Source organism: Campylobacter concisus, from assembly GCF_902460665.1.
GTDB classification, from domain to species: domain Bacteria; phylum Campylobacterota; class Campylobacteria; order Campylobacterales; family Campylobacteraceae; genus Campylobacter_A; species Campylobacter_A concisus_AL.
In genome coordinates, this window is sequence record NZ_CABPUR010000001.1 from 275769 (window position 1) to 289259 (window position 13491).

Annotated in this window: 11 protein-coding genes; 6 read left to right on the forward strand and 5 right to left on the reverse strand. The window is 38.1% G+C overall.

The window, feature by feature from the left end:
• Genes F3G66_RS01450 through F3G66_RS01460 form a run of 3 tightly spaced genes read left to right on the forward strand, consistent with a single transcriptional unit; the run spans position 1 to position 2233 of the window.
• Positions 1–1251 (forward strand): adenylosuccinate synthase, encoded by a 1251-nt coding sequence (locus F3G66_RS01450; RefSeq protein ID WP_084041659.1) that lies wholly within the window; start codon positions 1–3, stop codon positions 1249–1251.
• A complete protein-coding gene (locus F3G66_RS01455; protein WP_149706910.1) occupies positions 1248–1670 on the forward strand; it encodes a flagellar export protein FliJ in 423 nt (140 codons plus the stop codon). Before F3G66_RS01450 ends, F3G66_RS01455 begins: the two co-directional genes overlap by 4 nt.
• On the forward strand, positions 1670–2233 hold the full coding sequence (locus F3G66_RS01460) for a MotE family protein (protein ID WP_084041661.1): 564 nt from the start codon (positions 1670–1672) through the stop codon (positions 2231–2233). Before F3G66_RS01455 ends, F3G66_RS01460 begins: the two co-directional genes overlap by 1 nt.
• Positions 2234–2307: 74 nt before the next feature.
• Here the strand turns inward: F3G66_RS01460 and F3G66_RS01465 are convergent, their stop codons facing one another.
• On the reverse strand, positions 2308–3309 hold the full coding sequence (locus F3G66_RS01465) for a TerC/Alx family metal homeostasis membrane protein (protein WP_149706911.1): 1002 nt from the start codon (positions 3307–3309) through the stop codon (positions 2308–2310).
• A 17-nt stretch (positions 3310–3326) separates the two neighbouring features.
• Positions 3327–4514, reverse strand: coding sequence for a molybdopterin molybdotransferase MoeA (locus F3G66_RS01470; RefSeq protein WP_223154198.1), 1188 nt, complete (start codon positions 4512–4514; stop codon positions 3327–3329).
• A gap of 144 nt (positions 4515–4658) precedes the next feature.
• On the opposite strand from F3G66_RS01470, the gene yedE reads away from it, so the two are divergent.
• Positions 4659–5717, forward strand: coding sequence for a YedE family putative selenium transporter (yedE, locus tag F3G66_RS01475; RefSeq protein ID WP_149706913.1), 1059 nt, complete (start codon positions 4659–4661; stop codon positions 5715–5717).
• An 80-nt stretch (positions 5718–5797) separates the two neighbouring features.
• On the opposite strand, the gene F3G66_RS01480 is transcribed toward yedE, so the two are convergent.
• The 3 genes from F3G66_RS01480 to F3G66_RS01490 all read right to left on the reverse strand — a co-directional run bounded on the left by F3G66_RS01480 (position 5798) and on the right by F3G66_RS01490 (position 10778).
• Positions 5798–7402: an ABC transporter ATP-binding protein/permease gene (locus F3G66_RS01480; RefSeq protein WP_149706914.1), complete on the reverse strand. Its 1605-nt coding sequence runs from the start codon at positions 7400–7402 to the stop codon at positions 5798–5800.
• 53 nt (positions 7403–7455) lie between these two features.
• Complete coding sequence (locus F3G66_RS01485; RefSeq protein ID WP_149706915.1) at positions 7456–9762, reverse strand: TonB-dependent siderophore receptor; 2307 nt, start codon at positions 9760–9762, stop codon at positions 7456–7458.
• Between the two features lie 185 nt (positions 9763–9947).
• Positions 9948–10778, reverse strand: coding sequence for a peptidylprolyl isomerase (locus tag F3G66_RS01490; RefSeq protein ID WP_149706916.1), 831 nt, complete (start codon positions 10776–10778; stop codon positions 9948–9950).
• Positions 10779–10848: 70 nt separating this feature from the next.
• Here F3G66_RS01490 and gltX point away from each other — a divergent pair, with 70 nt between their 5' ends.
• Both gltX and F3G66_RS01500 read left to right on the forward strand, forming a co-directional pair.
• Positions 10849–12228: a glutamate--tRNA ligase gene (gene gltX / locus F3G66_RS01495; protein ID WP_149706917.1), complete on the forward strand. Its 1380-nt coding sequence runs from the start codon at positions 10849–10851 to the stop codon at positions 12226–12228.
• Positions 12225–13478: a malic enzyme-like NAD(P)-binding protein gene (locus tag F3G66_RS01500; protein ID WP_087585442.1), complete on the forward strand. Its 1254-nt coding sequence runs from the start codon at positions 12225–12227 to the stop codon at positions 13476–13478. Before gltX ends, F3G66_RS01500 begins: the two co-directional genes overlap by 4 nt.
• Positions 13479–13491: the final 13 nt, after the last annotated feature.

The following is a 13491-nucleotide window of genomic DNA, read 5'->3' on the forward strand; positions in this document are numbered from 1 at the left end:
ATGAGAAAGGCTGATTTAGTAGTTGGAGTTCAATGGGGTGATGAGGGCAAAGGCAAGATAGTTGATATGCTAGGACTAAACTATGACATGATCTGTCGCTCACAGGGCGGCCATAATGCCGGCCATACAATCTGGGTTGATGGTGTTAGATACGCGCTTCACCTTGTTCCAAGTGGAATTTTGCATAAAAATATCATAAACATCATTGGTAATGGCGTTGTTGTTTGTCCAGAAGTGCTAATCACTGAAATGGCACAGTTTGAAAATTTGGAGGGAAGACTTTATATTAGCGATAAAGCACATTTAAATCTAAGCTACCATAGTCAAATCGATCAAGCAAAAGAGAGACTAAAGGGCGAAAAGGCTATCGGTACGACTGGCAAAGGCATAGGACCAACTTATGCTGATAAAATAAGTAGAAGTGGCCACAGAGTAGGCGAGTTACTTGAGCCAGAGCGTTTGTGCGATGCTTTGATGCATGATTTTGAGACAAACAAATGCGTATTTGATGCACTTGGAGTAAAAATTCCTAATGAGAATGAATTGCTTGAAGAGCTAAAAAGATATAAAGAGGTTTTAGCTCCATTTATCGCAAATACTACAAATCTAGTGTGGAAGGCACTTGATGAAAATAAAAAGGTATTACTTGAAGGCGCTCAGGGCACGCTTTTAGATATCGACCATGGCACATATCCATACGTAACTAGCTCAAATACCATAAGTGCAGGTGCTTGCACAGGTCTTGGACTAAATCCAAAAGAAATCGGTGAAGTAATAGGCGTAATAAAGGCCTATACGACTCGTGTTGGCTTTGGCCCTTTCCCAACAGAAGACAAAGGCACAAGTGGCGACAAGATGTGTGATATCGGTAAGGAATTTGGCACAACAACAGGCCGCCGCAGACGTTGTGGCTGGTTTGATGCTGTGAGTGTAAAATATGCTTCAAGACTTGATGGTGTTGATACTTATGCGCTTATGAAGCTTGATGTACTTGATGGATTTGAAGTGGTAAAAATTTGCAAAGCTTATCAATATAATGGTGAAACTATCGATTATATGCCGACAGATCTTGAAAATGCAACTCCTATCTATGAAGAACTTGCAGGCTGGGATAGCGTAAAAGGCATAAGCAAATATGAAGACTTGCCAGCAAATGCAAGAGCTTACATCGAGCGAATAGAAGAGCTAACTGGCGTAAAGATAGGCTACATCTCAACAAGCCCTGAAAGAAGCGATACGATCATTAGATGAAAAGTAAATTTACCTCTATCGTCCGCGTAAAAAAACAAGAGATGGATAAGGTAGAGGCAAAGCTCGCCGTTGCTAGGCTTAATGTAAGAAATTTTGAAGAAAATTTAGTACATTTAAGAGCAAGGCTTGAGGAGTTTTGCTTGCCAAAAAGTGGCAATATAGGCGAGCTAAAGGAAAATTTAGAGTTTATAAAGATAGCAAGGCAAGAGTTAAATGCCTGCAAAGAGAGCCTTGAAATAGCTAAAAAAGAGGTTTTGCATTACGAACATAAATATAAAAATGCAAATTTAGAGTACGAAAAGATGAAGTATCTAGAAAAAGAAGAGTTTAAAAAAGAGATAAAACGCATACAAAAGGCCGAAGCACTTGCACTTGATGAGTTTGCAGTGATGAAATTTACAACTAAGAGTGAGTTGTAATGAGAGCGGTTTTATTATTCTTTATTATTTTAAATTTTGCATTTTGTTTTGAAGTACCAGTTGACTGTACGCAAATTTTTGAAGCTAGAAAAGAAGAAATTTCAAAGGAACTTGAGATCATAGATGAGCAGCGCCAAGCTTTAGAGGTATTTCGTGCAAGCTCGGCAGCAGCCTATGAAGAAAACAATAAAAAGCTTGCCAAAAAAGAAGCTGACCTAAATGCAACAATGAAAGTGATCGAGCAAAAACGCAAAGAGATCGATGAAGTGGTCGCCAAAAATGAGAAAATTTTAAAAGAACTTCGCACAATGACTAGTGATAAAGTCAATGAGTCATATTCTAAGATGAAAGATGGCGCGGCAGCTGAGGTGCTCTCTAAAATGCCTAGATCAAACGCAGCCACCATACTTTATGCTCTTGATGCCAAAAAGATATCAACTATCATGGCAAAAATGGATCCAAAAGTAGCATCTGAGATCACCACTTTGCTTCAAAAAGGGCCACCATTTGCTGATGAAAAAGGTGATATGCCAACTCCAGCCGGTAGCATAAATATACAGTAATCAATCTTTTACACAAGCAAGTAAAATTTTAATTCTAAGCTCACCTAACTTTAGCTTGTATACTTTTGTGGTAGCTATTTTTTAACCAAACTTGCTACGACCCCAACTCCAAGGATGGCTAGAATGATAAAAAGGCTAATTTGTGCAGAAATTTCAAAACCATGGTGAAAGATATGAGCAGTCGCATTTATAGCTAGCTTTGCTGCGATAAAAAATAAAAGCACTATCACAGAAATTTCTAAATGCTTTAAAAAATTTTTGAGTGCTTCAAGCACAAAATAAAGCGTTCTTAGCCCAAGTATCGCAAATATCATCGCTGAATAAACAATCACAGGATCTTTGCTCACAGCAATGACGGCTGGAACGCTATCAAAAGCAAATATCACATCGCTTAGCTCAATCACACAAAGACACAAGAATAATGGTGTTGCTATCCAAGTGGCTTTTAGCCTTAAAATTTGATCGTTAAGAGTAGTTTTTTGACTATCTAAAATTTGATTAGAAATTTCGCTAAATCTAACAAAAAAGCTATGTCCAAAAAGCTGTGGTAAAACAGGAAAGAAGCGGTAAACTGCCCTATAAGCTATGTGGTTTGAATAATCTTTTATATCTTCATCACAGTTATCTTTTTTTATCATCATTACGGCACTATATGCGACTATTGCTGCAAATATTAGCTCCATCCAAGGCGAGATGGCAAAAAGCATCGTACCTACGGCTACAAAGATGAGCCTAAATACCATAGCTCCTATAACGCCAAAATAAAGCACTCTGTGGCGATAAATTTCAGGTATCTTAAACCATGAAAAAATCGCCATCATCACAAAAAGATTATCTACTGAGAGCGACTTTTCTAGCGCATATCCTGCAAAATAAAGACTTGCTATTTCACTGCCTCGCTCAAAATATAAATATATGCCAAAAAGTACCGAAACTCCTATCCAAAAGATAGACCAAATGCCAGCTTGTTTTAGTGAAATTTTCTCATCATGCTTATGAGCAAAAAGATCTATTCCAAAGGCAAGTGATGCCATTAGCAGAAAAACTATAATTGTTTGAATTTCTAATGCGTTCAACTTTTATCCTTAAAATTTTAACAAGGCATCATCAAGACTTCTACTATCTCGCCTTTTTTAAGAATTTCTTTATCCATTGGGATCATTAAAAGTGCAGCTTTGTTTGTTAAATTATTTACGATCGCTGAACTACCAAGCTTTTTGCCATTTAGATTTACAAAATTTTTTCCTTCACGATTTTCTAAATTTACAGCCGTAAATTCTAAAAATGGCGAACGCTTTTTATAGTCTTCGTCCATTATCGCCGTGATCTTTGGCTCGTCATTGCCTAGCCATAAATTTATCAAAACTCTAACATAAAGCACGCACATAACCATCGCCGAATACGGAAAGCCAGGCAGTGCAAATATATATTTTTCGCCTGATTTTGCTATCTTGATGTGACGCCCTGGCTTAACAGCAGCTTTGTCTATGATGACGCTAAAATTTTCTTTTAAAGTATCTTTTACAAAGTCATAATCTCCCATGCTAACGCCACCAGTTGTTATTAAGACATCAGCTGATTTTAGTGCATTTATGATAGCTTTTTTAACAAGCGTAGCCTCATCTTTTACGATCTCGCAAAGGATTGGCTCAGCTCCCATTTTACGTATTTGCATCGCTATACCTATGTGATTTGAGCTATGAATTTGTGCAGCGTTTTCTAGTGGCTCGCCAAGGTCTTTGATCTCGCTACCAGTTGCAATTATCGCTACTCTAGGGCGGATGAAAACGCTTACGTGAAAGATGCCAAGCTCAGCAAGAAGTGCGATTTCTGCGTAACTAAGTTTGGTTCCTTTTTTTATTAAAATTTCTCCCTTTTTGTAGCTCTCGCCCACCGCACGCACGGCAAAGCCTTTTGATACATTTTTTTTGATAGTGATTTTTGAGCCACTAACTTCGACATTTTCAACTGGCACAAGCGTATCTGAGCCCTCGCTCATGAGCGAGCCAGTAAAGGTTTTAACGCATTTGTTCCCGCTTATTTTTATCTCCTTGTCGCTTCCTGCGGGAAGATCGGTGATGAGCTCAAGCTCGCTTAAGCTATCACCATATGCAAATGCGTAGCCATCCATCGCAGAAACTGGCTTTGCTGGATAGTTTTTATCCGCTATCACATCGTGTGCGATATTTCTATCAAGAGCGTCTGTGATGGCGATCTTTTCTACTTTATCCCAAATTTCAACTGTGTCTTTTAAAATCTTTAAACTATCCTCATAACTCATAATATCTCGCACTTTGTGTCCTTTTTCGTAAAATTTTATTATTTTAACTATTTGGCTCTTAAATTTTATACTTTCTTTATTTATGCTCTATTAAAATGCCATTTAAGAAATCAGTTTGATTTTACCCTATACACAGGAAAATTTATGAATAAAACAGTGCTTTACATCATCGCAGGTGCAAGCCTTGGCATTCTTGGCCCAGTGCTTGTTTATTTTGGCAACCCAGCAAACATGGGCGTTTGTGCGGCTTGCTTTTTAAGGGATAGCGTAGGTGCTCTTGGTTTTCACCAAGCTAAGGTCGTGCAGTATCTAAGGCCTGAAATTCTAGGTCTTATCATCGGAGGCTTTCTAGCAAGTATGCTTTGGAGTAGAAATTTTACTCCAGTATCAGGCAGTGCGGCATTTTCTAGATTTTTCTTAGGCGTGTTTGCTATGATTGGTTGCCTTATCTTTTTGGGTTGTCCATGGAGAGCGTTTTTGCGCCTTGGCGGCGGAGATATGACTGCTATTGCTGGTCTTGCCGGTCTATTTGCTGGCGTTTTTGTTGGACGATTTTTCAAGAAAAATGGTTACGTCATACCTGAAAATGATGCTACGACAAAACCAGTTGCATTTTTGCCATTGATCATTGCTATTTTGCTTTTAATAGCCCTTGTCTTTGGCTTAAAACTTGGCGATAATGGTGCATTATTTAGCTCAGAAAAAGGCCCAGGCTCACAGCACGCAAATATCTTTATCTCACTTATTTGCGCCATTGTTATTGGCATTTTTATGCAAAGAAGTAAATTTTGCTCGGTTGGAGCGATTAGCAAAGTTTTTGAGCGCGATCTTTCAATGTTTTATGGCATTGTATCTATCATCGTTTTTGCAAGTATCACAAATTTAGCTCTTGGACAATATAAATTTGGCTTTGAAGCTCAACCTATCGCTCACAATGACGTTCTTTGGAATTTCCTTGGCATGAGCTTGGCTGGTCTTTGCTTTAGCCTAAGTTATGGCTGCCCAGGCAAACATTTAGTGCAAATGGGAGCTGGAAATTTAAGCTCGGCTGTATTTGTTTTAGGCATGGGAGCAGGCGCTGCGATAAGCCACAACTTCATACTTGCAAGCTCTGGAGCTGGTATAACTCCTTACGCCCCATATGCCGTAGCGATCGGCTTTATCTATGCTATTTATGTTGGAGTTTTTACTAAAAAAGCATAATATAAATTTGGCTGCCTTTGCAGTCAAATTTACTCACTTTTTATATCTATCACCTCATCAAAAAGTCCAAAAAGCTCACGTTAGTGTGTGATCATCATCACGCCAAGTTCCTTAAAATCGCTCTTTAAATTTTTCAAAATTTCAGCTGCTGAAGTATTATCAAGTGCTGAGGTTGCCTCGTCTAAGAATAAAAATTTAGGCTTTGCAAGATAGACTCTGGCAAAATTTAGCCTCTGAGCCTCGCCTCCACTCATAATCTTAGGATAGTCTAAAATTTCATCTAAATTTTTAAATTTGCTAAGGCCAACTCTGGCTAAAATTTTATAAATTTCACTATCATTTTCCTCATTTTTGTTCGGATAGGAGATGAGTTCTCTTAGGCTAGATCTGACCAAATAAGGCTTTTGGGGTATAAACATCACTCCATCTTTTGGCATCGATACTTCTGCTTTGCCATGCTGCCAGAGATTTGCTAGGTATCTAAAAGTCGTACTTTTACCAGCTCCACTCTTTGCACTTAATACCAACCATTTTTTTGTTGTTAAACTAAAGCTCAAGTCCTTAAATAAAATTTCGTCATTTGGCGTCTTTAGCGTTAAATTTTTACAAATCACAGCTTCGTCATTTTGACTAAATTCGTGAGCCTTTTTTATTTCGTTAAGCATACTTATAAAGGCATATATACGCTCTACGCTAGCGGCAAATTCCATTATCTGCTTGTAGTAGTCCATAAACCACGCAAGACCATCTTGAACTTTATAAAATGCTGTTCTTGCCTGCATCATATCACCAAAGCTCATAGTACCAGCTAAATAAAGTGGCAACGAGGCAAAGATTGGGATTAGGTTTGTTATTTTTAGGTAGCTTGCACTAAAGCACTCAAGCCTAAATTCGGTGTTGATAATATGCTTATAATTTTTGACTATTTTTAAGAAATCATCTCTAAACCTCCTTTTTTCTCTCTTTTCTCCGTTTAAGAATGCGGCTGCTTCTGCATTTTCTCTAAGGATTAGTAGGTCTGCTCTATAGTTGGCTTCAAGGTGTTGTTTATCAAAATTTAGTGGCTTTAGCTTTCTGCCAATAAGGTGAGTAATGAGTGAACAAATGAGTGTATAGATGATAGCTATGTAGACTAAAAAGCCACTTATCTCTAAATTTATTCCAGCAAGTTCAATCTTTAAAATTTTAGAAGCTTGCCAAAGAATAAAGACGAATGCTATTAAATTTGCGACATTATAAACAAAGGACTTTACTAAATTTACACTTCGCTCGACAAATAAAAAACTATCTTCAGCGATCCTTTGATCGGGGTTATCAAAATTTGTACTTGTAAAGCTTGCTTTGTAAAAACTAGAGTTTTCAAGCCACAGATTTTCTAGTTTTGAGCTTAGACTCTCTCGCCAGGAAATGATGAGAAATTTCTTTAAATAACTGCCACAAACTATGAAAATAACAATAAATAACGTGTAGAGTGAAAATTCTCCCACAAGAGACAAGATCACACCCTTGTTAAATGTGCTTAGTGCGTCGTAAAAACGCTTCTCCCACTCATTTATCAAGACTGCTATTTTTGTCACGCTAAGACTTGCAAATATCATTAAAGCTAGAACCACCCATGCTTTTAAAGCTTTTTTATCTAGCCAAAACCAAGCTGAAATTTCAAAAAACTGCCTTAAAATTTTCAAATTTTTCCTTTAAATTTAAAGGCCCAAGAGCCCAAAAGGCCTTGGGATTAAATTTAGTATTTGTAGTTAAAGCTTAACATAAAGCTTCTTGGCTCACCGTAGAAATTGTTCATGCCAGCGGTTCTATTGTGTGTATTGTAAAAATACTTCTTGTCGGTTATGTTTTTAACGATCAGACCTACACTAAAGTTATCATTTATCAAGTAGTTGATATTTGCATCCCAAAGGGCATAACCTTTTTGCTCTGGTACGTAGTAGCTTATGGCTGAGCCTGAGCTCATATTGTCTTTCATATAGATACCACTTGTTTTACTTTGGTATCTAACACCTGTGCCAATGCTTAGTTTTTGAGTGCCAACAAGTGGTATTTCATAGCTTGTATAGAGCTTAAACATATGTCTTGGGATATATTTTTTAGCGTCAGCCCCTTTGTTGTAATCAACATTTGATGATGTTTTTCTTTCACTTTTTAGATAGATGCTTTTGTTAAAAGTATACCCAGCCATCACGCTCCATCTCTCAGTTATTGAGCCTGAAATTTCAGCGTCTATACCTCTACTTCTCACTTTTCCCTCAGCGATAGAGTAGTTTGAGTTGTTTGGATCTGTTATGGCTCTATTTTCTTGGATTATTTGAAAGAGTGCCACAGCCGTATTTAACGCACCACCTAAAAACTCAGACTTCACGCCTGTCTCAATGTTATATCCTACGACTGGTTCAAGGACATTTTTATTTGCATCAGTTGCGCTTTGAGGCTTAAAAATTTCAGCATAGCTTACGTACCAGCTATGATCTTTTAAAAAGTCCCATGTTAGGCCTGCATAAGGTGAGAATTTTGATTTTGTAATGTATGTGTTTGGAGATCTTACGCCAGTTTTATGATTTTCATTAAATTTGTCATATTTCACTCTAGCAAATCTTCCACCAAGGATCATGTGCCAATCATCACTAAAGTTATATCTAGTGCCAGCTGTTAGAGCTTGCTGGTAAATTGTATTTGTAAAAGTTTTATTTAAAGTTGCATTTGTTCCACCCCAGTTTGGCTCGGCTATGGCTGAAGAGCTCCAGTTATATATGCCAAGTCCAAGCGCTGCTAAAGATATACTTGGCATTCTGATATCATGCTCTACAAATTTCTCCTTACTAAGTGAGCCATTTACGAAGATATCATGTTTTTGTCCAAATAGTTCGTACTTTCCATCTACTCCAAGCTTTAGATTGACCTCTTTTGAGCCATTGTCGTATTTTTGTAAGCGTATATTATGAGAAGGTGCTGCTGGATCATATGGATTCGTTCCACCCATTGAGCCAAATTTTATTATGCCATCGCTTTTTGTATAGTTTAGCTTTGCATAGGCTTTGTAGTCATCATTAAACTGATGAGAAATTTCTGTAAAAGCATTATACTTTTCATAGATGCTATTGTTCCAATTTGCCCCAAAGTAACTCTTTCTATCTAAATTTAAATTATTGCCATCTTTATCAAGCGCTGGTACGCCGTATATGTCATAAACTTCGCTTGTCTTTTGCCATATAAGCCCAGCAGTAAGTAGTGTTTTATCAGTTAAATCAAACTCAAATATCCCGCCCAGCGCTCCACGCCAGCCGTTGCGGTAGTGCTTATATGTGCCATTTTTACTTAAAACACCAATGAGTCTTCCACGTACTGAACCAGATTCATTTAATGAGTTGCCAATATCAAACGTGCCTCGGTAGTTGTCCCAGCTACCTAAATTTAGGCTTGTATTAAAGGCAAATTCGCTTGTTGGACGTTTGCGGACTAAATTTACAGTACCACCTGGCTCACCATTACTTTGTGTAAGTCCTGCTGCGCCTCTTAAAACCTCAACTCTATCGTAAAACTCAAGATCTGTAAATTCTTTAGAATAGCCAAGTGGTCCTTGGACTGATGAGGATACAGACGAGGCGATACCATCTTCTTGGATATTATCTACATCAAAGCCACGCGAATTTATCCTAAGGCGTCCACTATCGTTTCTAACGGCAATTCCAGGAGCATATTGCAAGGCTGAATTTACATCTTTTAAATTTAGATCTTTTATAAGTTGATTTGAAATGACAGAAACTGATTGTGGTGTCTCTTTTATGCTTAAACCTAGCCCAGTTGCAGTATTCATCCTGTCGGCTGTATATGAGCCAGTACCTTCAGTCTTTGAAAGATCACCCACTACTTGCACCTCTGAAAGACTAGCGTCATTTACTAAATTTTGGTCGTTTGGACTAGTGCTATTTTGGATAGTGGCTGCATCGTTTGTCTTGTTTAGATCGGTGCTATTTGCTGCACACAGTGTATTTACACTAAGAGCTACCGCAAGTGCAATGGATAGCTTATATCTCATAATATACTCATATTTTAATAATCATTATTGTTTTGGAATTATATAAATCATAGATTAAGAAATGATAAAAATTTGACCTATAATTTACAATTTCTTTATAAATTTGAAGAGATTTAAATAATAATTTTAAAAATTAAATTTTGTAAGTTAGTGTATTTTAGCCGCCAAATGACGGCTAAGAGAAGTTATCTTAAAATTTGAATCTTTGCTTTTGCACGGAGTTTATCAAAATAATCAGCCATAAGTTTTTCTTGCTCGCCTTGATAAAGCTCGTTTATAACATTATCCTTAATGTCTGCAAAGCTTGGAGTGTATGAGCCTATTTTTTCCTTTACATAAAACATATCAAAACTATCAGCGCCTTGTAGTATTTGGGTAAATTCGCCATTATTTGTGCCAGATATTATAGCTGCTAGCCTTGGATCTATGCTTTGATAGTCTAAACTTAGCTCTTGCGTTTGTACGCTGCTAAGTAGTGATGGACTTGTTTTTTGAGCTTCTAGTTCTTCAGGATTTTTTGCCCTATAAAGGACCACTTTAGCAGTGCTAAAGACCTTAAATTTATCGGGATTAGCATCAAAATACATCTTTGCTTTTTGCTCATTTACATTTTTGCCAGCTTCAGCCAAGATGCTTTTATAAAGCTTTTCTTGAAGCATCTTTTTTTCTATGTTGTTTTTAAACTCCAAAAAGTCCATGCCTTGAGCTTGGATGGAGCTTCTAAACTGCGAATTTGTCATACCATTTTGCTTTGCGATTGATTCGATTCTGTCGTTTAACTCAAATGGCGTTACGCTAATGTTTAAATTTTTTATCTGAGCATCTTCGAGTCTATCTCTTATGAGTAAATTTAAGGCATCTTGTTCGCTAGCTCTTAGCTGCTCTTTCAAGCTATAAACTTCATAAAGCGTGATTGGTTCGTTCTCTACAATGGCTGCGATACCATTTATCATCTGAGCCGAATATAAATTTAAAGCACTTAGCATACTAGCAGCCAAAAAGAGCAATTTTTTCATAATAAAACCTTTATTTAAGTATTTAGTAAATATAATTTTGGGCAATTATAACATAAAAATAAGGCACAAAATGATAGTTACTAGATTTGCTCCGTCGCCTACTGGATACCTACATATAGGCGGACTTAGGACAGCCCTTTATAATTATTTATATGCAAGAGCTAATAATGGAAAATTTTTACTTCGCATCGAAGATACTGACTTAAAACGAAACTCAGAAGAGGCCACGCAAGCCATAAAAGAGGCATTTGCTTGGTGCAAGCTAGATCACGACGGCGCAGTGACCTATCAGTCAAAGAGATTTGGTCTTTACAAAGAGTATGTTAAAAAGCTGCTTGATGAGGGCAAAGCCTATAAATGCTATATGAGCAAGGATGAGCTTGAAGAGCTTAGAGCTAGTCAAGAGGCAAGAAAAGAGCGTCCAAAATATGATAATAGATATAGAGATTTTACTGGCACGCCTCCAGCTGGCATCGAGCCAGTCATCCGTATCAAAGCCCCACTTAGCGGCGAGATTGTCATACATGATGGCATAAAGGGCGAGGTTAAATTTAGAGTTGAAGATATCTTAGATGACTTCATCATCGCAAGAAGTGACGGCACACCAACTTATAACTTCACGGTTGTGATAGATGACGCATTAATGGGTGTAACAGATGTCATCCGCGGCGATGACCACCTCTCAAATACTCCAAAACAGATCGTTCTTTACGAAGCACTTGGCTTTAAGGTACCAAAATTTTATCACGTCGCTATGATAAACGGAGAGGATGGTAAAAAGCTTAGCAAAAGACACGGCGCAACTGACGTTATGGAGTATAAAAAGATGGGCTACCTGCCTGAAGCGCTCTTAAATTTTCTCGTTCGTCTTGGCTGGAGCCACGGCGATGATGAGATTTTTACTATCGATGATATGCTTAAATACTTTAATCCAAACGATATCAACAAAAGCTCAAGCACCTACAATGCTCAAAAGCTTGACTGGCTAAATTCTCACTACATTAAGACTTTACCTTACGAGAGGCTAGCGCACGATATGCTTGAGTTTGGCGTTGATTTTAAGGCTTTGGTAAAGGGCGAGCTACTGCTAAATTCGCTCCGTGAGAGATCAAAGACATTAATCGAAATGGCAAATAGCGCAAACACGATCATCAACGCTCCAAAAAGCTACGATGAGAAAGCTTGGGCTAAATTTATAAATGAAAATAGTAAAGAAATCTTGGCTAAATTTGCTCAAATTTTAGACCGTGACCTCGACGCGAAGAGCTATGAAGAGCTAACTAATAAATTTTTAGAGCAAAATGGCTTAAAGCTAAAAGACCTAGCTCAGGCTCTAAGAATAGCGCTAACTGGCTCAAGCGTGAGCCCAAGCATCTTTGAAGTGCTTGAAGTAGTGGGCAGTAGCGAGACGAAAAATAGAATACAAAATTTATTAAAGGAAGAGAAATGACACATGTAACTAAAGAAGAAGCATTAAACTACCATATAGGTGGTAAGATCGAGATAAAGGTAAAGACGCCTTGCGAAACATCAAGAGACCTTTCAATGGCCTATACACCAGGCGTTGCAGAGCCTTGCAAAGAGATAGAAGCTGATAATGAACTAGCTTATAAATATACAAATAAAGCAAATCTGGTAGCCGTCATCACTGATGGCACAGCTGTTCTTGGACTTGGCGATATTGGCGCCATCGCTGGTAAGCCAGTTATGGAAGGAAAGTCAGTTTTATTTAAAAAATTTGCAAATGTTGATGCCTTTGACATCGAGCTAGATGAGCACGATCCTGATAAGATCGTTGAGATTTGCAAGGCTCTTGCTCCGACATTTGGCGGTATAAATTTAGAAGATATCCGTGCTCCAAAGTGCTTTGAGATCGAGAGAAAACTTCAAGAAGCAGTCGATATCCCAGTCATGCATGACGATCAGCACGGCACGGCGATGATAACAAGTGCTGGTATGATAAATGCGATGGAAATTTCTGGCAAAGATATCTCAAAGATAAAGATCGTAGTTAGCGGCGCAGGCGCAGCTGGCATTGCATGCGCGAAGATGTATAAAGCGCTTGGTGCAAAACACATCGTGATGATAGATAGTAAAGGCGTAATTCACTCAAAAAGAACAGACCTAACGCCTGAAAAGGTAGAGTTTGCGCTTGAAACTGAGGATAGAACTCTAGCTGATGCGATGAGGGGCGCTGATATGTTTTTAGGCCTTTCAAAGCCTGGCGTACTTACAAAAGAGATGGTTGCGTCTATGAATAAAGAGCCTATCATCTTTGCTTTGGCAAACCCAGTGCCTGAAATTTATCCAGAGGATGTTGAGGCTGTAAGAAGTGACGTTATGATGGGCACAGGCAGAAGTGACTATCCTAACCAAGTAAATAACGTTTTAGGCTTTCCATTCATCTTTAGAGGTGCGCTTGACGTCAGAGCCAAAAAGATCACTGAAAATATGAAAATGGCTGCAGCTAGAGCGCTTGCGCAGCTTGCAAAAGAGCCAGTGCCAGCTGAAGTTTTAAAGGCAAGTGGCGTTAGTGAGCTAAAATTTGGCAAAGAGTATATTATCCCAAAACCATTTGACAAACGCGTATTAACAGCGGTCGCTCCAGCAGTTGCAAAAGCTGCGGTTGAAGATGGCGTGGCGAGAGTAAAAGATTTTGATGTTGAGGCTTATAGAGCCAAACTTGCAAAAGGATTTTAAATTTTAGTCCAAT